We start from the raw sequence: 24,122 nt of genomic DNA on the forward strand, positions 1-24,122 counted from the left end.
AAATGGATGTTCGACCAATTCTTTTATCTTTTCAGACAGCAATAATCGCCATTTTATTTACTTTTGTTTTAGGAACAGGCGTTGCGTATATTGTTTTTCGTTTGAAAAATCGTAAATTAAAAATTCTTTTGAATAGTTTATTTACGTTGCCATTAGTTTTACCGCCGACTGTTTTTGGTTTTTTTCTCTTAACTATTTTTGGTGTTCAGCAACCAGTGGGCCAGTTTTTACTTGATTTTTTTGCCATTCAAGTTGTTTTTTCGTGGCCAGCTACGGTTATTGCTGCCGTTGCTGTTTCATTTCCTTTAATGTATCGTTCAGCCTTAACGGCGTTTGAACAAATGGATAGTGAATTGTTGGCGGTGGCCCAGACACTCGGGTTTTCGGAAAGTCGATATTTTAGAAAAATTGCGTTACCTTTGTCGATGAACGGTCTCTTGGCCGGTGGCGTGTTAGCCTTTGCCCGTGGGTTAGGCGAATTTGGAGCGACGACAATGTTAGCAGGGAATATTGCTGGCAAAACAAGAACGCTTCCTTTAGCTATCTACTCTGCTGTAGCAAGTGGGGATTGGCGCTTAGCCAATCAATATGTTGTGATTATGTTATTACTTTGCCTGATTATTTTATTTTTTACGGAATTTTTTAGTCAGCGCGCTTGGAGAAGATCGGAATGAGATTAATTGTTGATATTCAAAAAGAATTGAAAAGTCATACTTTGCAAATTCAGTTTGAAACAAAGACTCAAACAACAGGAATTTTAGGTGCTTCTGGTTGTGGCAAGAGTATGTTGTTAAAATGTATTGCGGGTGTTGAGACTGCGGATAAAGGTCAGATTGTTTTAAATGATCAAGTCTTATTCGATACTGAAAAAAAGATCAATTTGTCGCCGCAACAACGAAAAATTGGTCTTTTGTTTCAACAGTATGCGTTGTTTCCTCATTTGTCGGTAGTAGAAAATCTGACGTGCGTGACAAAAGATTTACAATTGGTCACTCAATTGCTTGCATCTTTTCACTTAACTAAAGTCCAACAACAATATCCTAGTCAACTTTCTGGAGGACAAAGACAGCGAGTGGCTTTTGCGCGAATGCTAGCGGCTCAGCCGGCTTACCTGTTATTAGATGAGCCATTTTCCGCATTAGATGCACCCTTAAAGGAAGAGCTGCAAATTGAACTTCAACAGCGATTAAGTAATTTAAATCAACATGCCTTAATTGTGAGTCATAGTTTAGATGAACTGTATAAGTTATGTCAGAGTTTAGTGATAATCACAAAAAACCAAACACTTTTTGGTGCAACAAATCAATTATTTAACCAACCTCAAACGATTGAAGCAGCTAAACTCACTGGTTGTAAAAATATTTGGCCTGTCAAACGCATAGATGCGCACAGAGTCCAAGTGATTGGCTGGCAACAAACACTAACGGTTACACAAGAAGTTCCTATTTCTTGTCATTCTATTGGAATTCGGGCCCATGATTTCACAACAGAACCGCAGGCAACCAATCAGATCGAAGTGCATCACTTACAAACATTGTCAGCACCTTTTGAACAAAGTGCTTGGTTTCAACACCAACAAACCAAAATTTGGTGGAAAGGGAGCAATAGACTCAATCCGAAAGTTATTACTCAGTTATCCATTCCACCTACAGCAATTATGCCATTATGTCTATAAAATAGAAAAAGATTACGTGAAGCGGTTGACATATGATTGCATCTTCATTTATAATAGATTCATGAAAGGTTATTCATGTAAACGGAATAATCGCTATTATATAGGGAGTGAAGGTGTTTAAATGCAAAAGAGTTATAAACTAGAAGGACTTGATTGTGCAAGTTGTGCAGACAAAATTGAAAAATCTGTCCAAAAAATTCACGGAGTAGAAAAAGCGCGTGTGGACTTCATGGCTGAAAAGATGACACTGGAAGTTGAATCAGGACATGATTTAGAAGTCGAAAATGAAGCGCGTGCAGTGATTGGTAAGTTAGAACCAGATGTCAAAGTTATTTCTTTAAAAGATGTCAAAGAAGAAGAGGGACGTAATCCAAATAAGAATCGCTTAATTCGTATCATTATTGCATTTGTTTTATTTTTAGCACTTATTATCATTAAACCAAGTAATAATTGGGTTGCTTTGGCATCTTATTTAGTCGTTTATGTCTTAATTGGTGGCGACATTGTCAAACGAGCGGTAACGAATATTTTTCGTGGGGAAGTGTTTGATGAAAATTTCTTAATGTCTGTGGCAACGATTGGGGCATTCTTTATTGGGGAATATCCCGAAGCTGTGGCAGTAATGTTATTCTACCAAGTCGGCGAATGGTTCCAAAGTGCTGCGGTTGATCAATCCAGAAAATCAATTGCCAAATTAATGGATATTCGTCCAGATTCAGCAAATCTTTTAGTAAATGGACAAATAAAAGCGGTCGCTCCAGATACAATTGAAATTGGGCAACAAATATTAGTGAAACCAGGTGAAAAAGTTCCATTAGATGGTCAAATTATTGATGGATCAAGTATGGTAGATACCTCTGCGTTGACTGGTGAATCCGTTCCAAGAACGGTCAAAGTCGGCGATGAAATCTTAGGTGGTTTTATCAATAAAAATGGGGCCTTGACCATTAATGTTACGAAAAAATTTGGGGATTCAACAGTTAGCAAAATTTTAGATTTAGTTGAAAATGCTAGCAGTAAAAAAGCCCCTGCAGAAAACTTTATTTCTAAATTTGCTCGTTACTATACACCAGTTGTCGTTGTTTTAGCTGTCTTATTGGCAGTGATTCCACCATTTATTTTCCCTGATACTTCTATTAATGAATGGGTTTATCGGGCATTAACGTTCTTGGTTATTTCTTGTCCATGTGCCTTAGTCATTTCTGTTCCTTTAAGTTTCTTCGGTGGAATTGGCGGAGCCAGCAAGCTAGGTGTTTTAATTAAAGGAAGTAACTATTTAGAAATTTTAGCGAATACGGAAACGATTGTTTTTGATAAAACTGGTACGCTAACAAAAGGAAATTTTGTGGTTCAAAACATAACTAGTGTTGTTTTACCTGAAGAAGAGTTGTTACGTTTAACAGCAACAGCAGAACAATTATCCACTCATCCAATTGCTATTTCTATTAAAGAAAGCTATGGCAAAGAAACAGTTCCAGCAACAGCAATTGAAGAGGTTGCCGGACACGGTATCAAAGCCACAATTGAAGGCAAAACAGTTTTAGTCGGTAATGCGAAGTTAATGAAACAATTTGGTATCGAAGCACCAGAAGTGAAGGAAGCGGGAACTTTAATTTTTGTCGCTATTGATAATCAATTTGCAGGCTACTTAGTGATTGCGGATCAATTGAAACCAGACGCCATTTCAGCAATAAAAGAATTAAAAGCTGAAGGGGTCAAACAAACTGTTATGCTGACTGGAGACAATCAACAAGTTGCAGAAGCTATTGCAAAAGAAGTTGGTGTTGACAAAGTTTATGCAGAACTTTTACCAGATGGCAAAGTGGATCGTTTAGAAGAGTTGTTAAAAGCATCCTCACCTAAAAACAAAGTTGCCTTTGTTGGTGACGGCATGAATGATGCACCTGTTTTAGCCCGGGCTGATGTTGGGATTGCCATGGGTGGTTTAGGAAGTGACGCGGCAATTGAAGCTGCTGATGTGGTGATTATGAATGATGAACCAAGTCGTATCGCCTCTGCGATTAAATTATCAAGAAAAACATTGAGAATTGTTAAACAAAACATTATCTTTGCGATTGCTGTTAAAATCATTGTTTTGGTACTAGGTGCATTAGGCTTGGCTTCAATGCAAGCAGCAGTGTTTGCTGATGTTGGTGTAACTATTATCGCTGTTTTAAATGCTATGCGTTGTTTACGTGTAGAAAAGATGAAAGATAATAACTAAGCCTTAAAAAGTACAGCTGAAACAAACATTTTTAGCTGATTATCAGAGTTTGAGCGTGGGACAAAAATCATTTTGACTTTTTGTTCCACGCTTTTTCTCCTACACAATTTCTATTCGTTCTTAAATTGCCAGAGTTCTTGTAAAGAAATCTTTAAATTTTTCGCTTTGTGGCATATAATAAGAAAGAATTTGTACGAAAATTGCGCTTCGCTTTTTTTTCATGGTACAATAAGCAAGAATGGATTGATTTACAGGAGGGAACCTCAACATGGCATCAAATGAAAAAACACGATATAAAGCAATCATTGCAGACCATACGTATACAATTATTGGCCAAGAGTCAAAACAACATATGGATTTAGTCACAAAAATTGTCAACGAACAACTGGCGGAAATTAAACATCTTTCTCCGCAAACTGATACGGAACAAGCTTCTGTTTTATTAGCAATTAATGCAATTTCAGATCAACTAAAAAAACAAGAATATGCTTTAAAATTGGAAAAACAAGTAGCAGATTTAAAACAGAAAACCATTCGTTTGGCTGAATTAGAGAATCGTGTGCGCCGAATGGAAATTATCGAAGAAGAAGCACGGGATGTTTTGAAAAAGAATGGACAAGAAGATGTAGAAATTCATAATCATGTGGAAGCCCAACAAATTTTGAATGAAAATCGAAAACAGCAGATTCAAAATAAAGGTGTTTCGGAGTAGTTCCTGAAAGGATGACAAGATGTTAACAATACTTATTTTATTACTTTTAGCCTTTGGATTTTATACAGGAGCTAAACGAGGCTTGATTTTACAAGTGCTCTATTCAGTGGGTTACTTAATTTCATATTTTGTTGCTCGAACCTATTACAAAGAGGTCGCCTCTCATTTAGAATTGTATATTCCATATCCATCGGTTACGCCAACGTCAAAGCTTGTCTTTTTTAATCAAGAGATTTCTTTAGACTTGGACAAAGCCTTTTATTCAGCGGTTGCGTTTCTATTATTGCTGTTTGCAGGCTGGTTAGTCGTTCGTTTTTTAGCTATCTTTTTACATGGATTAACATTTATTCCAGTTTTGAAACAGGTAAATGGACTATTAGGTGGCGTATTAAGTGTTCTTGTGTTATACGTGGGTCTTTTTCTAGTGTTAGCTACGGCGTCAATGATTCCGTCAGATATTGTCCAAAATCAGTTTCGGTCAAGTGGCTTGGCACGAGGCATTGTAAAAAATACCCCAATTCTAACAAAACAAGCATATGAATTATGGGTTGAACCAATTACGAAATAAAGCTGAATGGGACTGAGATAGAGATAAGAAGTAAGTGAGCAAAGCGAAACTTCTTATGTTATGTCTCAGTCTTTTCAACAAATGAAAAAGTTTGAAAAGTAGGTGGAAAAATGAATCAGCGTATTCTATCAACATTAGGGTTTGATAAAGTAAAACAACAGTTGTTGCAATTTATTGTGACAGCTCAGGGGACAAACGAAGTTTCGGAATTATTACCGATTGCTGATGAAAATAAAATTCAAGCATGGCTAAATGAAACACAGGATGGTTTAAAAGTTCAACGATTACGTGGTGGAATCCCCATTCCTAAATTAGAAAATATCCAACCACACATGAAACGGATTGAAATTGGTGCGGATTTAAATGGTGTAGAATTAGCACAAGTAGGTCGTGTCTTATCGACTACTTCAGAACTGACTCGTTTTTTTGATGAGTTAAGTGAAAATGAAGTGGATTTTGAACGTTTATATATGTGGCGAGAGCAACTAGAAGTTTTGCCTGAATTAAATCGCCAACTCAAACAAGCCATTGATGATGATGGCTACGTCACAGATGAAGCTTCGCCAGCCTTAAAGGCAATTCGGCAAAATATTCGACGTAGTGAGCAGACCATTCGAGAAGAACTAGATAGTATTATTCGTGGGAAAAACGCACGTTACCTTAGTGATGCCCTTGTTACTATGCGAAATGAACGCTACGTGATTCCAGTCAAACAAGAATATAAAAATATTTTTGGTGGCGTGGTTCACGACCAAAGTGCTTCAGGACAAACCTTATTTATTGAACCTAAACAAATTTTAGAAATGAATAATCGTTTGCGACAACAACAAATTGCCGAAAGAAATGAGATTACTCGCATCTTGGCAGAACTGTCGGCCGAGTTGGTCCCTTATCGCCGTGAAATTACGCATAATGCTTATGTCATCGGTAAACTTGATTTTATTAATGCTAAGGCGCGACTAGGAAAAGAACTAAAAGCAGTTGTTCCAGAAATTAGTCAAGCAAATCATGTAGTTTTTAAACAAGCCCGACACCCACTATTAAATCCAGAAAAAGCTGTAGCCAATGACATTGTGATTGGAGAAGAATATCAAGCAATTGTGATTACAGGGCCTAATACCGGCGGGAAAACCATTACTCTGAAAACGTTAGGTCTTTTACAATTAATGGGTCAAGCTGGATTACCTATTCCAGTTGAAGAAGAGAGTAAAATGGGTATTTTTACAGAAGTATTTGCGGATATCGGGGATGAACAATCGATTGAACAAAGTTTAAGTACTTTCTCTTCACATATGACGAATATCGTGTCTGTCTTAAAGAAAGTCGATCATCAAAGTTTAGTACTATTTGATGAATTAGGTGCTGGGACAGATCCGCAAGAAGGGGCCGCTTTAGCGATTGCCATTTTAGATTCATTGGGTGCTAAAGGAGCCTATGTGATGGCAACAACCCATTATCCTGAATTAAAAGTGTATGGCTATAATCGAGCTGGAACAATCAATGCCAGTATGGAATTTGATGTAGATACCTTGAGTCCAACCTATCGTTTATTAATTGGCGTGCCTGGCCGAAGTAATGCTTTTGAAATTTCGAAACGTCTTGGATTAGACAACAGTATTATTGAAGCTGCAAAACAAATAATGGACGGTGAAAGTCAAGATTTAAACGAAATGATTGAAGACCTGGAAAACCGTCGCAAAATGGCCGAAACTGAATATTTAGAAGCTCGCCACTATGTCGATGAATCGGCCGCTTTGCATAAAGAACTGAAAGAAGCCTATCAAGTATTTTTTGAAGAACGAGAAAAAGAATTACAAAAAGCGCGGAAAGAAGCGAATAAAATTATTGCAGAAGCGGAAGAAAATGCGGAAACCATTATTTCTGATATTCGCAAAATGCAATTGGAAAGTGGCCAACAAGGTGGTGTCAAAGAACATCAGTTAATTGATGCGAAAACACAACTTTCTCAATTACACCATGAAGAAACCAAGCTTGCTAAAAACAAAGTGTTGAAGAAGGCCAAAGAACAGAAAAAATTAAAAGCTGGCGATGAAGTAATTGTCAATACTTACGGCCAACGAGGGACATTATTAAAAGGCAACGGCAAAGGACAATGGCAAGTCCAATTGGGCATTTTAAAAATGAACGTCTCTGAAGAGGATATGACGCCTGTCGCTCCACAAAAAGAAGCAAAACCAAGAGTTACAACGGTTCGTTCTGCAGAAAGCAGTCATGTTGGCACACAACTAGACTTACGTGGCAAACGCTACGAAGAAGCATTGGCAGAAGTTGACCAATACATTGATGCTGCGATTCTAGCGGGCTATCCACAAGTAACCATTGTTCACGGCAAAGGAACAGGTGCATTAAGAACCGGAATAACGGAATTTTTAAAAAATCACCGCAGTGTGAAAAGCTATGAATTTGCGCCACAAAACCAAGGTGGTAATGGTGCGACTGTCGTAAAATTCCAATAAATAAGGACTTACAATAAGTAAGCAGAACACTCGCTATCTTAGAGATGACGTGTTATACTAAGCATGTAATAAGAGTAAAGAGTAGGAGGTTTGTGAAATGACACAAGCAATTACCGATAAAGATTTTGCAACAGAAACAGATGAAGGATTAGTCTTAATCGACTTTTGGGCAACTTGGTGTGGCCCTTGTCGTATGCAAGCACCCATCTTAGAACAATTATCTGAAGAATATGATGAAGACGAAGTGAAAATCGTCAAAATGGATGTGGATGAAAATCCTGCAACACCAGCAAGTTTTGGAATCATGAGCATCCCAACATTGCTATTGAAAAAAGATGGCGAAGTTGTTGAAAAAGCAGTCGGTGTTCATACAAAAGACCAATTGCAAGCAATGATTGCCAAACACTTATAAACGTTGATTAGTCATTACGAATAGTCTGATTCAGTCTGAAGAGAAATCATTAGCGATTGTCTTTTCAGGCTGTTTCTTTCGTACATAAAGTAGCGGCTTTTTTTGTTTAATTACAAAAAGAGGTGTATAATAGACGAAGCATTTTGTTAGAAAGGAAGTATCGTATGAACGAACGAATAAAAAATAAATTAGCACTGCTTCCTGATCAACCTGGTTGTTATTTAATGAAAGATAAAAACGGCACGATTATCTATGTTGGGAAAGCCAAAATTTTGAAAAACCGTGTCCGGTCTTATTTTCGTGGTAGCCATGATACTAAGACAGAACGATTAGTCAGTGAAATCGATGATTTTGAATATATTGTGACAGAATCGAATATTGAAGCACTTTTATTAGAAATTAATTTAATCCATAAAAATAATCCCAAATATAACATCATGTTAAAAGACGATAAAACCTATCCTTTTATCAAAATCACAAACGAAAAATATCCTCGTTTAATGATTACTCGAAAGGTTTTAAAAGACAAAGCGTTATATTTTGGCCCATATCCAGATGTAAATGCAGCGAATGAAACAAAGAAACTGTTAGATCGGCTTTTTCCTTTGCGAAAATGTAATCCGTCGCAAAAAACACCTTGTTTGTATTATCATTTAGGACAATGTCTGTGTCCCTATGCTTTTGATGTGGATCCGCAAGTCTACAAAGATATGGTGGAAGAGATTAAAGGGTTTCTCTCTGGTGGACATACAGAAATTCAGGACCGCTTACAAGAAAAAATGGCTTATGCAGCTGCACATATGGAATTTGAAAAAGCTGCAGAATTTCGCGATCAAATTAAAGCGATTGAAACAGTTATGACCCGCCAAAAAATGACGAATGTAGATTTAATTGATCGTGATGTGTTTGGTTATGCTGTTGATAAAGGCTGGATGTGTGTCCAAGTATTCTTTGTCAGACAAGGAAAATTAATCGAACGTGATGTATCGATTTTTCCATTTTATGATGATGCCAGTGAAGCATTTTTAACTTTTATTGGACAATTTTATCAAGAGAATGAGCATTTTGTGCCAAAAGAAGTCTTGATTCCTGATGACATTGATAAAGAAAGCGTCGAAGCTTTATTAGCTACGAAAGTCTTGCAGCCGCAACGGGGAGAAAAGAAAAAACTGGTTAAATTAGCCAGTAAAAATGCTGCAGTTGCTTTAAATGAAAAATTCGATTTGATTGTACGGAAACAAGAACGAACAATTGGCGCAGTTGAAAAATTAGGCAATGCGATGAACATACCTGCGCCCATTCGAATTGAAGCATTTGATAATTCAAATATTATGGGAACAAACCCTGTTTCTGCGATGGTTGTGTTTATTGACGGACGACCAGCTAAAAATGAGTATCGAAAATATAAAATAAAAACTGTGCAAGGTCCTGATGATTACGCTTCTATGAGAGAAGTCATTTATCGCAGATATTCACGAGTTTTAAAAGAAGGCTTGCCTTTTCCTGATTTAATTTTAATCGATGGTGGTAAAGGTCAAGTCGATGTTGCCAAAGATGTGTTAGCCAATCAACTAGGAGTCGATATTCCTGTAGCTGGATTAGCCAAGAACGACAAGCACAAAACGAGTGAACTTTTATTTGGTCCAAACTTAGAAGTTGTACCATTGGAAAGAAACTCACAAGAATTTTTCTTGTTGCAACGAATCCAAGATGAAGTCCATCGTTTCGCCATCACATTCCATCGTCAATTACGTAGTAAAAATAGTTTTGCTTCCAAATTAGATAACATTGAAGGCTTGGGACCGAAACGCAAAAAAAATCTTTTAAAAGAATTTAAATCGCTTAAAAATATTACGGCTGCCAGTGTTGAAGAATTAAGAAAAGCTGGGTTACCTGAAACTGTCGCGAAGAATGTGTATCGTCATTTGCACCAAGAAACAACCTCTGAGATAGAAAAATAAATGAAAATGAACCAGACCAATTAGGTGCTTTTCCTAATTTGTCTGGTTTTTTTATTCAATTTTTTCATGAAAAGTTGAACTCTCAAGAAAATATGATAACGATTTCTTTCGTGATATACTAATACTAACTTAAAAGAGAGGACGTCTGATCATGAAAATACTAACGCCCGTTTATCAAATAAAATTTAAAAAAGTACCAAATCAATTACTGATTGATGAGCGTTTAATGAATGAATTGGGTACGTGGTTGAATCGTACAGGTCGAATTTGGGCCTGCCAATCATCAAAATCGGCAAAGGAATTTAAAAATAAATTTTATGAAAGCACAGGCTTGACCGCAAATGAAGTGCATATTTCTGCCGAGACGGATGGCCTTTTTCGCTTAGCAGAAAATAAAGAGTCTGATTAAAGTGCAGCATCTTTCCATAACAATTGTCATTGACAAGCCAACACAGGAAAGATACGATATGAGTAACTAAACAGCGGTTTAGAAAAAGTGAAGGGGGCGTTTATGTGTTAGAGGTAAAAGAGTTAGTCAAAACCTTTGGGGATTTTAAAGCAGTTGATCATGTATCCTTTACGATACCGGACGGGAAAATTTTAGGATTAATTGGCCAAAATGGTGCCGGGAAAACAACTACATTTCGCTTGATTTTAAATTTTTTAACACAAGATAGCGGGTCGGTTTTATGGAATGGTCAACCATTAAACGAAAAAGAATACAATATTATTGGTTATTTACCAGAAGAACGGGGTTTATATCCTAAAATTACGATTGAAGACCAACTAATTTATTTCGCTTCATTGCGGGGAAAAACTAAAAAAGAAATTGAACCTAAAATTGACTTTTGGATGGAAAAATTTCAAGTTAAAGGCAAAAAAACAGATAAAGTTAAATCTTTATCAAAAGGAAATCAACAAAAAGTTCAATTGATTGCGACACTTATTCATGAACCGAAGTTAATTATTTTAGACGAACCATTCAGTGGCTTGGATCCAGTTAATGCAGAATTATTAAAAGACGGCATTATTGAATTGAAAAATCAAGGTTCTTGTGTCATTTTTTCCAGTCATAATATGGACAATGTGGAGAAAATCTGTGACCATTTAGTCATGTTAAAAAATGGACGCATGGTTTTAGATGGTCAGGTTCATGAAATTCGACAACAATTTGGTCGAACAAAATTATTTTTAGAATCACCGTTATCTGTTGAGGAAGTTGCTGCTACAGCAGGTGTGAAAGAAGCACACTTACGACAAGATGGCGTCTTAGAAGCGACATTAGAAAACGCTGAAGTGGGCAAAGTGTTGTTTGATAAAGCGACAGCCAACGGCTACATTCCAATGTTTAATCAACAACCACCAACATTGGAAGAAATTTTCAAAATGAAAGTAGGTGGGCAAGATGAGTAAATTTTGGATTATTGCGACTGATGTCTATAAGAAAAATGTGAAGTCGCTGTCTTTCTTAATCATGATTTTAGCGCCATTTCTTCTTGTAGGAATTGTTTACTTAGCGGGCTCTCTAGCTAGCGGTTTTTCAGGAGATACTACCATTGGTCTGGTTTCGGAAAATCAAGCGCTCGTTAAAGAGTTGACAAAGAATAAAACAGAGGACTTTTCTTTCAAAGCTGTTTCTTCTGAGAAAAAGGCCCAAGAACAATTAAAAGACGAGAAAATTGATGCTTATTTACTTTTGGACACTACAGATAATCAGATTTCTGGTCAGCTTTATTCTGAACGCTCTTTAGGAAATGCAACCGAGATGCTAATTCCTCAAATGTTAAACCAATTACAAACAATGGCGAATGCCAATCGTTTAAACCTAACAGCTGAGCAAGTTGCCATGTTGAATCAACAAGCAACATTTAAAAAAGCCAAAATTAGTTTTGATGAAAATGGTAAAATAAAAACAGGAGAAGATAACACAGGGATTCAAATGGCGTTAGCAATGGGGATAACAATTTTGTTATTTGTCTTCATCAGCAGTTATTCTTCAATTATTGCCCAAGAGATTGCTTCTGAAAAAGGCACTAGAATCATGGAAGTTATTCTCTCTAGTACAAAAGCGCAAACCCATTTTTATGGCAAATTAACTGGGGTTATTCTAGTAGCTTTAACACAAATTTTCATTTACGGAGTGGCGTTTGTTCTCGGCTATTCTCAATTGAAAAATCTTGATTTTATGAAAAGTCTATTAAGTGGGATTTCACCACAAAGTATTTTTTCATCAACCTTTATTTTTACATTAGGCTTTTTCATTATTGGTATTCTCGTTTTTGCTGTTTTGGCAGCACTTTGTGGTTCTCTTGTTTCCAAACCAGAGGATACAGCAAAAGCAGTTCAGCCCATCATGTATATTGGTTTAATCGGTTATATGATTGGCATTACGTTTGGGACGAATGATCCACAAAATATCGTGGTGAAAGTGACTTCCTTTATTCCGCTGATTTCGTCATACATTATGCCAGTACGCTTGGCGACCGAAACGGCATCAACAATGGAAGCAATTGTCTCATTAGTGATTTTGGCAGTTTTTGGAATTATTTTAACAATCTTCTCTGCTCGTTTATACAAATCAAACGTTCTTGTATACAGTGAAGGCGGCATGATTCAATCTTTAAAACAGTCAATTTCTATTTTAAAAAATGAACAAAAGCATAAATAATCCTTGTTTAACTCTAAAAGGACCCGGTAAATCAGTCAAAGTGACTGATCTGCCGGGTCTTTTTTAGGCACCGTTCGTCGTTCAACTAGACGAACGGTTAATTTTTTTTCAGGAATGTTCGTCTGATTTAATTGGTTGTATAGGTAAATAAATGAGTTTTCGGCTTGATACTGAATGGCATAATCAACAGTCGTAATATGCATCAACTCACTGACATAACTATTATCAAAGCCAATGACAGCGACATCGCGAGGAACGGCATAATTTAGATTTTCAAGTTCTGAAATAAACTCAGCTGCTACGTGATCATTATAAAAGGCCAAAGCTTCTGGCTTGTCGGTTAATTGTTGCCAGTAATGGGCAATTTTGCGACCAGAATGGTTAGTATACTGATCATTAATCAGCCACTCAGCTTGCCAAGGTGCCTGAGTGTTTTCATAAAAATCTTTCATTGCACGTTTTCGTGCGTGCGTGTTTAAATTTTCGGGATTACCGAGGACATGACCAATTTTTTGGTATCCTTGTTGTTGTAAATATTCTAAGGAACGATAATAACCAGAGTAATGATCAATGTAGGAAGAGTATATATTAGGTGAATCGATACGATGCCAGGTTGCTAAAGGGCCATACGCGCTGTAAGGCTCAATCACCGACCATTCATTTGTTCGTGTCAATAAAAACAAGCCATCTAATTGTTTGTATTTTAATTGGTTCAAGGCATCAATTTCTTTCTGCTGATCGCCATCTGTAAAAAATAAGGTTACGGAATAATTGTATTTTTTGGCAATTGAAATAAAGCGATTCAAGAAAATACCTAAGGAACCTAAATAGCTAGGGGCTAAAAAGCCAATGGTTTTTGTGGCACCTGCTCGTAAATTCCGCGCCACATAATTCGGGGTATAATTTAATTCTTTCATTGCTTTGAGAATTTTTTCTTGACTATCGGCACTCACATATCCTTTTCCAGAAATTAAGCGAGAAACAGTCGATTTCGAGACACCGGCAACTTTTGCTACATCAATGATAGACGTCATTTTTTACCTCCAAAGTGGAATGTATTCTTATAAGAAGTATAGCATACATTTTTTTGAAAATAGTGCTTGACATGGGAACATTCCCATAATTTATCCTAAAGATGTAAACGATAACAATTTAATCAAGGAGGAAGAAGACGGATGACAAGAGGAGCATTAAAAATTGCAACAATTGGTGGCGGTTCTAGTTATACACCTGAATTAATTGAAGGATACATTAAAAGAAAAGATGAACTGCCAATTAAGGAAATTTGGTTAGTCGATATTGAAGCTGGTAAAGAAAAATTGGAAATCGTTGGTGCAATGGCGAAGCGCATGATTAAAGCTGCTGGTTTAGATTGGGAAGTTCATTTAACATTGGATCGTGAAGCAGCCTTAAAAGGGGCGGATTTTGTTTCAACACAGTTTCGTGTAGGATTATTAGATGCTCGCATTAAAGATGAACGGATTCCTTTGTCCCATGGGGTATTAGGCCAAGAAACAAATGGCGCGGGAGGAATGTTTAAAGCATTTCGAACAATTCCTGTCATTTTAGCTATTATTGACGATATGAAACGCCTTTGCCCAGATGCTTGGTTAGTGAATTTTACTAATCCAGCTGGAATGGTTACGGAAGCTGCAATTAAACATGGTGGTTGGAAAAAAACAGTTGGCTTATGTAATGTGCCGATTGGTCATAGAAAACAAGCGGCCGAAATGCTGGGAATTCCAGAAGAAGACTTATTCTTTAAATTTGCTGGAATTAATCATTTCCATTGGCACCGCGTTTGGGACAAAGAAGGACAAGAGCGAACACAAGAACTCATTGATTTAATTTACGGACCTAAGCAAGAGCAAGAAAGTCATTTGAAAAATATTTTTGATGCGCCGTTCCATTATGAACAGTTAAAAGATTTAGGAATGTTACCATGTGGTTATCATCGCTATTATTATATTGAAGATGAGATGTTGAAGCATTCCATCGAAGAGTATGAACGGGGCGAAACAAGAGCACAAGTGGTTAAAGAAACGGAAGGTCGTCTGTTTGAATTGTATAAAGATCCCAAACTAGATTACAAACCAAAAGAATTAGAAGAACGGGGCGGCACACACTATAGCGATGCAGCTTGTGAAATGATTGCATCAATTTATAATGATAAACGAACGGATATGGTTGTTTCTACTGAAAATAATGGGACAATTACTGATTTACCGTATGATTGTGTTGTAGAAGTATCTGGACCTGTGACAGCTCATGGCCATGAACCTTACAACTGGGGGGCCTTTCCGCCAGCAGCACGAGGAATTATTCAAAATATGAAAGCTATGGAAGAAACGGTTATTCGAGCAGCCATCAATGGTGATTACGGCGCAGCATTGCATGCTTTCACTATTAATCCATTAGTTCCTGGCGGCGTCATGGCGAAGACCTTGTTGGACGAATTATTAATTGCCCACAAAGCGCATTTACCGAATTTTGCAGATGCGATTAATAAAATTGAAGAAACACAACCAGAAACAGTCACATATGTGGCCGAATTAATGAAAAGTAATTAAAAAATATCGCACGCTAAAGATTCGTTTAGTGTGCGATACTTTTTTTAGAATAGGAAGCAAAGGATTCCGTTTTTTTCTTGACAGTAAAATGATAGGTTTGTTGCCGGAACAGCCACTGAATACCAGAGTAAATTAAAATTTCAGCAATAATAAACGTCGAAAGTTTCTGTGCGGAAAGGAATAATAGCGTTAAAATTAAAAATAAGACGACACAGGTATAAAAAACATGTTGCAATTTTTTAGAATTGATAATCGTGATTTCTTTGGTATCTTCAGTAACTTCAATGCGCCGATAAAATTGGAACCAGCCTTCATAGAACGTTAAAACATCTCCAGGATCAGCCTCAATTTCAATAGGTACATTAGTAAAAAGTTTCCCTTGATGCACACCATTTTTATAAAATGTAAAATAGCGTAACGCGCCCCAAGCTGATGTTTTTCGTGTCAATGTAATCTTCATGGTTTTCACCTCCGTCTTTATTTTGCCATAGTTTCGGTAAAATTGTATCCTACTAAAGTCCGATTCTCTCATTTTAGGGTCAGAATTGACAAAAGAAAGCAGAGGTGTTAATGTGGGAGTAATTAAACGAGGAGGTATAATTGTATGTTGGCATCTATCAGAATTTGGATTGACTTTTTGACAAAATAAATTGAATAAATCTTATCAAAAAGTCTGAAATTAAAATTCATGGGTGGCGTGTGTACTTTTATACGAAACTACAAGGATAGCGATTAGGCTGTCCTTTTTTGCGTACCCAAGATTCTTTCGTTTCAGAAATGAAAGAAGAGGGCAAAATGAAAAAATTAAGTATTCATCTGAAAGACGTAAGTATTCACTTTTCGGGAAAACCAATTCTAGAAATTGATGAATTATTTGTATATGAAAATGAAAAAATTGGGATTATTGGTAAAAACGGCGCAGGAAAATCAACACTGCTCAATTTAATTATGGGTAAGATTCAATCAGATAAAGGAAAAGTTCAAAGATTGAACGACTTTCATTACTTGGCACAAGTAGCTGAAGAAATAACGAATGAATCAGAGAAAACTGACAAAAATTGTTTGCTAAATCAGAAAAATCAAAAACTAAGTGGTGGCGAAAAAGTCCAAAAACGCTTAGCAACATTATTTTCAGAGTATCCAACCGGGGTTATTTTAGATGAACCAACCACACATTTAGATAAAGAACATCGTCAGTTGTTAGTGGCAGATTTAACGTATTATTATGGGACCGTTTTGTTTGTTAGTCATGATCGCTTTTTCTTGAATCAATTAGCAGAGAAAATTTGGGAAGTTTCGGATGGACATGTCAAAGAATATTTAGGGAACTACGATGCGTATTGTCGTCAAAAAGAATTGGAACAGCAAACACAATATAATGTCTATCATCAGTATCAAAAGGAAAAGAAAAAATTACAGGAATCTTACGCAAAGAAACAAGCACAAGCGCAAAAATCTAGTCATGTTTCAAAAAAACAAAAACAAAAGCAAATTAAACCTAGTCGTTTAGCTGGTTCTAAACAAAAAGATACCGTACAAAAAGCACTCCAAAAACAAGCGAAAGCGATTAATGCCAGAATTGACAGATTACCCGATGTTGCGCAAGCAAAACAAGAGCGAAAAATTATTTTTCCTACTAATAATCAGTTCTCTTTATACAATCCATATCCAATTAGAATTGAAAATTTAACTTTCGCTTATGAGAATCGAACAATTCTTAACCAAGTGAACGTTCAAATTCCTTTAAACGAAAAAATAGCACTTTGTGGAAAAAATGGTGCTGGGAAGAGTACCTTCCTTCAACAAATTGAAGCCCGTCACCCGGCCATTTACTTTTCTCCCAAAGTCCGGTTAGGAACGTATCATCAATTAGATTATCGATTAAAAAATGATGAACCACTGTTGACTTATTTATTGAAGCGGACAAATTATTCTGAAAAGATTGTGCGTTCACTTTTATATCGACTAGGTTTTCAACAAGAAAATTTACAGACAAAGATATCTTCTCTAAGTGGTGGCGAAGCCATAAAAATTACTTTGGCGCAATTATTTATAGAACCAAATAATATCATCTTATTGGATGAACCCACCAATTTTCTTGATTTAGACACAATCCAAGCACTTGAAGAATTTATAAGTGCCTATCAAGGAACAGTAATTTTCACCTCGCATGATGAAACGTTTGTGGAAAAAGTAGCCACCCGCACTATTTATTTAGAAAACGGGAAAATTATTGATAAATAAAAAAAGTAAACAAAAAGTCGCTATTTTAGCGACTTTTTGTTTAGACTTCTTCAATTGGTAAATAGGTGTATTCTGCAATTTCTGCGGCATGGGAGCCAGCAACATGTCCAGTGACAAATGCAGCTGTAACATTGTAGCCTCCAGTATAGCCATTAATATCTAAAAGTTCACCAGCAAAAAATAAACCATTGACTAATTTGCTCTCCATTGTTTTAGGGGTCACTTCTTTGAGGGAAATCCCACCGCCTGTGACAAAAGATTTTTCCAAAGGCAATGTTTTCGTAACAGTGAACTGAAAGTCTTTCAGTAGTTCCACAAAGGAAAGACGTTGCTTTTCTGTTAGTTGTTTGGCAGGCACTTCTTCAATTGCTAGTTTCTCTAGATAAAAAGTAAGCAGCCGTTCTGGTATTAAAGAATGAAAGGCATTTTTTGCCACTTTATTTGGCTGTTCCTCAATCATGTAATCAACATTTTTCAGCACTTCTTCAAAAGATTTTGTCGGAAACACATCCAAGGCTACCGTGACAGGTTGATTACCGTTGCGAGTTAATTCTTGGTTAATAAAACTAGAACAGCGGAGCGCGGCAGGTCCTGAAATGCCAAAATGTGTAAACAGCATATCCATTTGATGATTAACTAAAGGTTTTCCTTTTTGGTTCAAAACAGTTAAATTAACATCTTGTAAAGAGAGACCTTGCAACGTTTTATCAAGGATAAAAGGTTCTTCAGAAATAATAGGTGATTCGGTAGGGTAGAGCGGGCTGATGGTATGCCCCATTTTTTTGGCTAGTTTATAGCCATCACCAGTTGCTCCTGTGGAAGGATAAGTGCGGCCGCCAGTTGTTAATACAACACACGGTGCATAAATTTTTTCCAGTTCGGTTTCAACGCCAATTATTTGATCGTCTTTTCGTAGTAATTTTGTGACCTGTGTTTTTGTAAAAACAGTGACTCCTAATTCGTTAATGCGGTTAAATAGCGCATCAACAATTGACTTCGATTTATCTGTAACAGGGAACATGCGTCCGTGATCTTCTTCTTTTAAGTGAATACCATTGGATTCAAAAAAGTTCATGATATCATAGTTATCAAATTGTGAAAATGCGCTGTACAAAAATTTTCCATTCCCAGGAATAAATGAAATGATTTCTTCTGCGGGCCGATTATTGGTTACATTACAGCGACCGCCACCAGTCATTAATAATTTTTTCCCAACACGGCGATTTTTTTCAATCAATAATACTTGAGCGCCTGCTTCTGCAGCCGCAATCGTGGCCATCATACCACTCGTCCCAGCGCCGACAATAATTACATCAAATTTCTTCATAGTTCTCCTCCAATTCAATAGGTAGTGTACCATAATTACGGGATTTTTTCTGGATTTAAGGAAAAAATAAATAAAACTAAGGAACCAGCTAATTGAAAATTTACTAACTGGCTCCTTAGTTTTATAAGAACTCGTTTACAATTTTTATTATTTTTTCTGAATGATTAGACACATCTAATGGTGATTCGATTGAAATTAATTCTTTTAATCCGTTGTTTAGTTCTATTTTCATACCATTATTATTCATGTAAAATCTTAAAATCCATTTTCTGATATTATTATCTAGGAGTACATTAAAGTAACTTTTATTATCTCGGTAAAATATCCTATCCAACACTACTGTATCTTTTAAAATGAGTTTAGAAATTGTGTAAACTTCTAATTCTTCAGGAGTAGTAACTATATTATTCTCGATTTCATCTTCAGGCTGTTCAGACAAATCATCTTCTTTGTCCGAAACAGAAGTATTTAATGCAGCACTTAACTTTTCATTTACTTTTTCATTGATAAATTGATTTATTCCTTTTTTTATTATAGGTGTAAACTTATCTAATGTTTGTTTAGTTTTTACTCCGCCATAAATTTCTCCAACAAAATATTTTACAAAATCTTCTGAAGGGTCTAAAAGCTGATCTGATAAGAAAGCTTTAAATTTATTTAAATATTTCAATTCAGAAGCGCTACTTGTAATTTTATCAATATCAAATGTGTCTTTATGGAATTTAGCAATTTCTGGTATTTGTGTATCCTTCAAATTAGTTATATCAATAGTTAAAAATGGAGAGACGTCCATTTTGTTGGGTTCTTCCAAATCGGTAAAAAATTTATATTCTTTACCATTTGTTAATATTCCAAATTTTGATGTCGTAGTCCCAAAATATCTAAATAATTGAGAATCATGTTTTGTTAATTGTTCGTTGACAGATTTTGCTTCAATTAACATAGTAGGAATACTATCAATTACTATCGCATAATCTACTTTTTCCCCTTTCTTAATCCCTACATCAGCAGTAAATTCTGGAACGAATTCCAAAGGATTAAAAATGTCATAACCCAGTATTTGAAAGAAGGGCATAATTAAAGAAGTTTTGGTTGCTTCTTCGGTAGCAATATTTTCCTTTAATTTTGTTACTCTTTTACCTAACGATTTTAAATCATCTTTAAATTTTTCCATTTCCATAAATATTCCTCTTTTCTTTAAATACATCTTGATGTATAAGAGTGTATTTAATGCAAAATATCAACAAATTTTTATCTTTGCTTACTAATTTTATATTACATACTTTACAAAAATATGTCAACGCTTTCATTAGCGCAATAAAAATGCAAAAAAGAAATAAATAAAAAAATAAACGTTTGACTATGGTAATTTTTGAATTTTCAGTTAAAATAAACCTATAACAATGAGAGGATGATTAAATGGACGCAAAACAATATGTTAAAAATATTCAAGAAAAGATTCACCAATTAGACCAAGGTCAAACAGAATATTTACAAGCAGTCGATGAGTTTTTACCAACCGTAGAAGGTTTTTTAGAAAAAAATCCTCAATACATTGAAGCAAATGTTTTAGGTGTCTTGATTGAACCTGAACGTATTTTTCAATTTCGTGTGCCGTGGCAAGATGACCAGGGCAACTGGCATGTGAACAGAGGCTATCGTGTCCAATATAATTCAGCGATTGGACCATACAAAGGTGGTTTGCGGTTTCATCCAAGTGTGAATTTAAGTGTGATGAAGTTTTTGGCCTTTGAACAAATTTTTAAAAATAGTTTAACTGGTTTGCCAATCGGTGGCGGCAAAGGCGGTAGTGATTTTGATCCAAAAGGTAAGTCAGATGCTGAAGTGATGCGCTTTTGTCAAAGTTTCATGACCGAACTTCAAAAACATATTGGTCCAAGTACAGATGTTCCAGCAGGCGATATTGGCGTAGGCGCTCGTGAAATTGGTTATTTGTTTGGCATGTATAAACGCTTGCGCAACTATGATGCAGGAGTGTTGACTGGAAAACCTTTAGGATACTGGGGAAGCCAAGCAAGAACAGAAGCGACGGGTTATGGAACGGTTTATTTTGTTAAACATTTATTAGCAGATAAAAACGATACGTTTGAAGGCAAAAAAGTCGCTGTTTCTGGTAGCGGTAATGTCGCAATTTATGCCATGGAAAAAGCAACTGAGCTAGGCGCCACAGTAATCACATGTTCCGATTCGTCTGGTTTTGTCTATGATCCAGAAGGAATTGATGTGGCGTTAGTAAAAGAACTAAAAGAAAAAAATCGTGAACGCATTTCAAAATATGTTGAAACACGTAAAGGCGCAACTTATTATGATAAAGAATCTGTTTGGGATTTCGAAACAGCTTATGACATTGCATTACCATGTGCAACACAAAATGAAATCAACGAAAAGCAAGCCGCTATTTTAGTGAAAAACGGAGTGAAAGTCGTGGCAGAAGGCGCAAATATGCCTTGTACACTAGAAGCAGTCGCCGTTTTTGCTAAATCAGCTGTAATTTATTGTCCAGGAAAAGCCGCTAATGCAGGTGGTGTTGCGGTTTCTGCATTAGAGATGAGCCAAAATGCTGAACGTTTAGCTTGGTCCTTTGAAAAAGTTGACGGTATGCTAGATCAAATTATGCAAAACATTTATGAGACTTGTCGTGATACAGCTAACGAATATCAGGCACGAGATAACTTTGTTTTAGGTGCGAATATTGCTGGCTTTGAAAAAGTAGCGGCAGCGATGCTAAGTCAAGGACTCGTTTAATAACAAAAAATGCTAGGATTTCCTAGCATTTTTTATTGATTTGTTTGATTAAGAGAATAAATATCTCTAATTAAATAGTTAAAATTAAACAATTGGTCTATCCAAAAGAATTTGCTTGAAAAAATGTCTAAAAACACGTAAAGTATACATGTAGTAAGTTTACTTTCGAGGAGGAAAAGGAATGTCACACATTCAATTAGATTATTCCAAATTAGCACCATTTGTTGCTGACCATGAATTGGAATACATGCAAACACAAGTCACTGCAGTGGACAAAGCATTACGTGAAGGTACAGGAGCTGGTAATGATTTTACTGGCTGGATTGATTTACCAGAAAACTATGACAAAGAAGAATTCGCGCGCATTAAAAAAGCAGCAGCAAAAATTCAATCTGACTCTGAGGTATTAGTAGTCATTGGTATCGGTGGTTCATATTTAGGTGCCCGTGCAGCAATTGAATTTTTGACACATTCATTTAATAATCTATTATCAAAAGAAGAACGGAAAGCGCCACAAATCTTCTTTGCTGGAAATAGCATCAGCTCAACTTATTTAGCTGATTTAATCAATGTGATTGGTGATCGTGATTTTTCTGTCAACGTTATTTCAAAATCTGGAACTACGACAGAACCAGCGATTGCTTTCCGCGTCTTTAAAGAGTTATTAATTAATAAATATGGCAAAGAAGAAGCCAATAAACGTATTTATGCGACAACTGACCGTGCTAAAGGAGCAGTAAAAGTTGAAGCCGATGCGGAAGGTTGGGAAACATTTGTGATTCCTGATGATGTGGGCGGTCGTTTCACTGTTTTAACGCCAGTAGGTCTTTTACCAATCGCTGTTAGCGGTGCGGATATTGATCGTTTAATGGAAGGTGCAAATGATGCACGTAAAGAATACGGCGCAACGTGCGACTTAAAAGAAAACCAAGCCTATCAATATGCTGCGTTACGTAACATTTTATATCGTAAAGGTAAAACAACTGAAATGTTAATTAACTATGAGCCTGGTATGCACTATTTCTCTGAATGGTGGAAACAATTATATGGTGAATCAGAAGGAAAAGATGGCAAAGGTATTTTCCCAGCAGCCGCAGACTTTTCAACTGACTTACATTCTATGGGTCAATATGTTCAAGAGGGTATGCGTAACTTATTTGAAACAGTGGTTAAAATTGAAAATCCACGCCATAGCATTTCAATTCCAGAACAAAATGAAGATCTAGATGGCTTAGGCTATTTACAAGGAAAAGAAATTGACTTCGTCAATACAAAAGCGTTCGAAGGTACGTTGCTTGCTCACACAGATGGTGGTGTGCCAAACATGATCGTTAAAGTGCCAACAATGGATGCTTATTCATTAGGTTATGTTATGTACTTCTTCGAAATTGCGGTGGGTATCTCAGGTTACTTAAATGGGGTTAATCCATTTGACCAACCAGGTGTTGAAGCTTACAAACGCAACATGTTCGCTTTATTAGGTAAACCAGGTTTTGAAGAATTAGCAAAAGATTTAAATGCACGTCTATAATTTGTAAATAATAGAAAAAAGAGCCAGAAATACTTACGTTTCTGGCTCTTTTCTTCTGTTTAAATTATTTTTCCAAAGGTTCGTTCCATTTTTTAGGACTCCAAATGGTTCCTTCCAATGCAACTTGAAGACTTTCATTATCATCTTCTAATTGTTCAATATATTTGATGGTTTCCTCGATAATAAAAGAATTGGGTTCTTCGCTGATTGACTGAAGTTGTTCTGCTAACCATGTATTTCTCATTTTTCTTCACCTCAAAATGTAGTCTATCATAGGTGAGCTTTTTAGTAATGAAACTTGCTTATTGATTTTCCTTTAAAATAGCATAAATTCGTTCAATATCCGCTTGGGTACCTCTTAATTCATAGTCAGCTAAGAAGGGGAAGTTAAATTGTTCCGCATACTGTTTAGCTGTCAGGCAGTATTGGTAGTTAAAGTTTTTATTGCCGCTGCCCACCACGCCAGAGCAATAACGATAATTATTTTCAAAAGCAAGATATTCTCGCATGACTTCTGTTAAAATTTCGGTATTGCCATTGTTGATGCCATCGCCACCATCTAAATAGGTAGGCACAAAGGTAAAAAATGGTTCTGTTTCTACTTCTAACGGAGAATTTTCCGAAATTTCTTTGAAAGTAATCGTAGGATTTTTTTCGTTTTGCTGATGTTGCTCTTCAGCATAAGTTGTTAAACGTTGAACAAATGAGCGCGTATTACCAGAGATTGAAATATATCGTATATTCATCAGAGATCCCTCCAAATAAATTTAATTGTTTACGTAAGTATAGCACATCTATGTGAAAAAAATTCAAGATCAATAATTATAAAGCGAAAAAAATAATGCCTTTTTATTACCTATTATAAAAGTGAAAATTTGTTATTTTAATTCATTTGGGTAAGTATTGAATTTTGCGAAAAACTTTGCTAAGATGGTAGAGTATTGAATAAAGAATGGTTGGGCGAAAGCTTCAAGGATTCAGTTCTTC

The 24,122-nt window shown here is 36.1% G+C and carries 21 protein-coding genes and 1 other annotated feature (1 of these 22 cut by a window edge); of the genes, 15 read left to right on the forward strand and 6 right to left on the reverse strand.

Annotated elements, in window-relative coordinates; translation table 11 throughout:
• Positions 1–2 precede the first annotated feature (2 nt).
• From modB to IGL42_RS05745, 11 genes are all read left to right on the forward strand, one after another.
• The gene (modB, locus tag IGL42_RS05695; RefSeq protein ID WP_002357709.1) at positions 3–674 is read left to right on the forward strand and encodes a molybdate ABC transporter permease subunit; all 672 of its coding nucleotides are present in this window, start codon (positions 3–5) and stop codon (positions 672–674) included.
• A complete protein-coding gene (locus IGL42_RS05700; protein ID WP_002357708.1) occupies positions 671–1,675 on the forward strand; it encodes an ATP-binding cassette domain-containing protein in 1,005 nt (334 codons plus the stop codon). Before modB ends, IGL42_RS05700 begins: the two co-directional genes overlap by 4 nt.
• A 121-nt stretch (positions 1,676–1,796) precedes the next feature.
• Positions 1,797–3,899, forward strand: coding sequence for a heavy metal translocating P-type ATPase (locus IGL42_RS05705; protein WP_002357707.1), 2,103 nt, complete (start codon positions 1,797–1,799; stop codon positions 3,897–3,899).
• A 268-nt stretch (positions 3,900–4,167) separates the two neighbouring features.
• A complete protein-coding gene (gene zapA, locus IGL42_RS05710; RefSeq protein WP_002357706.1) occupies positions 4,168–4,611 on the forward strand; it encodes a cell division protein ZapA in 444 nt (147 codons plus the stop codon).
• A 19-nt stretch (positions 4,612–4,630) separates the two neighbouring features.
• Positions 4,631–5,179: a CvpA family protein gene (locus IGL42_RS05715; protein WP_002357705.1), complete on the forward strand. Its 549-nt coding sequence runs from the start codon at positions 4,631–4,633 to the stop codon at positions 5,177–5,179.
• A 110-nt stretch (positions 5,180–5,289) separates the two neighbouring features.
• Complete coding sequence (locus IGL42_RS05720) at positions 5,290–7,656, forward strand: endonuclease MutS2 (protein WP_010710408.1); 2,367 nt, start codon at positions 5,290–5,292, stop codon at positions 7,654–7,656.
• Positions 7,657–7,753: 97 nt separating this feature from the next.
• On the forward strand, positions 7,754–8,068 hold the full coding sequence (trxA, locus tag IGL42_RS05725; RefSeq protein ID WP_002357703.1) for a thioredoxin: 315 nt from the start codon (positions 7,754–7,756) through the stop codon (positions 8,066–8,068).
• 164 nt (positions 8,069–8,232) lie between these two features.
• Positions 8,233–10,029 carry an excinuclease ABC subunit UvrC gene (gene uvrC / locus IGL42_RS05730; protein ID WP_002357701.1) on the forward strand — a complete coding sequence of 599 codons (1,797 nt, stop codon included), beginning with the start codon at positions 8,233–8,235 and terminating at the stop codon, positions 10,027–10,029.
• Between the two features lie 151 nt (positions 10,030–10,180).
• Positions 10,181–10,438 carry a DUF3884 family protein gene (locus IGL42_RS05735; RefSeq protein ID WP_002357700.1) on the forward strand — a complete coding sequence of 86 codons (258 nt, stop codon included), beginning with the start codon at positions 10,181–10,183 and terminating at the stop codon, positions 10,436–10,438.
• Between the two features lie 104 nt (positions 10,439–10,542).
• On the forward strand, positions 10,543–11,442 hold the full coding sequence (locus IGL42_RS05740; RefSeq protein ID WP_002357699.1) for an ABC transporter ATP-binding protein: 900 nt from the start codon (positions 10,543–10,545) through the stop codon (positions 11,440–11,442).
• On the forward strand, positions 11,435–12,697 hold the full coding sequence (locus IGL42_RS05745) for an ABC transporter permease (RefSeq protein WP_002357698.1): 1,263 nt from the start codon (positions 11,435–11,437) through the stop codon (positions 12,695–12,697). The genes IGL42_RS05740 and IGL42_RS05745 overlap by 8 nt, the downstream gene beginning before the upstream one ends.
• Before the next feature lie 35 nt (positions 12,698–12,732).
• Here IGL42_RS05745 and IGL42_RS05750 read toward each other — a convergent pair whose 3' ends face one another.
• A complete protein-coding gene (locus IGL42_RS05750; protein ID WP_002363900.1) occupies positions 12,733–13,731 on the reverse strand; it encodes a LacI family DNA-binding transcriptional regulator in 999 nt (332 codons plus the stop codon).
• 141 nt (positions 13,732–13,872) lie between these two features.
• On the opposite strand from IGL42_RS05750, the gene IGL42_RS05755 reads away from it, so the two are divergent.
• A complete protein-coding gene (locus IGL42_RS05755; protein ID WP_002357694.1) occupies positions 13,873–15,267 on the forward strand; it encodes a 6-phospho-beta-glucosidase in 1,395 nt (464 codons plus the stop codon).
• Between the two features lie 25 nt (positions 15,268–15,292).
• On the opposite strand, the gene IGL42_RS05760 is transcribed toward IGL42_RS05755, so the two are convergent.
• Positions 15,293–15,799 carry a hypothetical protein gene (locus tag IGL42_RS05760; protein WP_002357693.1) on the reverse strand — a complete coding sequence of 169 codons (507 nt, stop codon included), beginning with the start codon at positions 15,797–15,799 and terminating at the stop codon, positions 15,293–15,295.
• A gap of 245 nt (positions 15,800–16,044) precedes the next feature.
• Between IGL42_RS05760 and abc-f the strand changes: the two genes are divergently transcribed.
• Complete coding sequence (gene abc-f, locus IGL42_RS05765) at positions 16,045–17,511, forward strand: ribosomal protection-like ABC-F family protein (RefSeq protein ID WP_002365619.1); 1,467 nt, start codon at positions 16,045–16,047, stop codon at positions 17,509–17,511.
• A 40-nt stretch (positions 17,512–17,551) separates the two neighbouring features.
• Here the strand turns inward: abc-f and IGL42_RS05770 are convergent, their stop codons facing one another.
• Entirely contained in the window at positions 17,552–18,838 is a 1,287-nt protein-coding gene (locus IGL42_RS05770) for an NAD(P)/FAD-dependent oxidoreductase (RefSeq protein ID WP_002357691.1), read from the reverse strand.
• A gap of 121 nt (positions 18,839–18,959) precedes the next feature.
• Positions 18,960–20,018: a type I restriction endonuclease gene (locus IGL42_RS05775; RefSeq protein WP_002357690.1), complete on the reverse strand. Its 1,059-nt coding sequence runs from the start codon at positions 20,016–20,018 to the stop codon at positions 18,960–18,962.
• A gap of 239 nt (positions 20,019–20,257) precedes the next feature.
• On the opposite strand from IGL42_RS05775, the gene gdhA reads away from it, so the two are divergent.
• Both gdhA and IGL42_RS05785 read left to right on the forward strand, forming a co-directional pair.
• Positions 20,258–21,604, forward strand: coding sequence for an NADP-specific glutamate dehydrogenase (gdhA, locus tag IGL42_RS05780; protein WP_002360402.1), 1,347 nt, complete (start codon positions 20,258–20,260; stop codon positions 21,602–21,604).
• Positions 21,605–21,785: 181 nt separating this feature from the next.
• The gene (locus IGL42_RS05785) at positions 21,786–23,135 is read left to right on the forward strand and encodes a glucose-6-phosphate isomerase (RefSeq protein WP_002365621.1); all 1,350 of its coding nucleotides are present in this window, start codon (positions 21,786–21,788) and stop codon (positions 23,133–23,135) included.
• A 64-nt stretch (positions 23,136–23,199) separates the two neighbouring features.
• Here the strand turns inward: IGL42_RS05785 and IGL42_RS05790 are convergent, their stop codons facing one another.
• Both IGL42_RS05790 and nrdI read right to left on the reverse strand, forming a co-directional pair.
• Positions 23,200–23,379: a hypothetical protein gene (locus IGL42_RS05790; protein ID WP_002357684.1), complete on the reverse strand. Its 180-nt coding sequence runs from the start codon at positions 23,377–23,379 to the stop codon at positions 23,200–23,202.
• 58 nt (positions 23,380–23,437) lie between these two features.
• Positions 23,438–23,881: a class Ib ribonucleoside-diphosphate reductase assembly flavoprotein NrdI gene (gene nrdI / locus IGL42_RS05795; protein WP_002391373.1), complete on the reverse strand. Its 444-nt coding sequence runs from the start codon at positions 23,879–23,881 to the stop codon at positions 23,438–23,440.
• 208 nt (positions 23,882–24,089) lie between these two features.
• Positions 24,090–24,122 (forward strand) — a sequence feature (sodium ion sensor (DUF1646 type); this cis-regulatory element may regulate processes involved in with the transportation of sodium ions); it runs 15 nt beyond the window's last position.

This window comes from Enterococcus sp. DIV0712, from assembly GCF_050554855.1.
Lineage (GTDB): Bacteria > Bacillota > Bacilli > Lactobacillales > Enterococcaceae > Enterococcus > Enterococcus faecalis.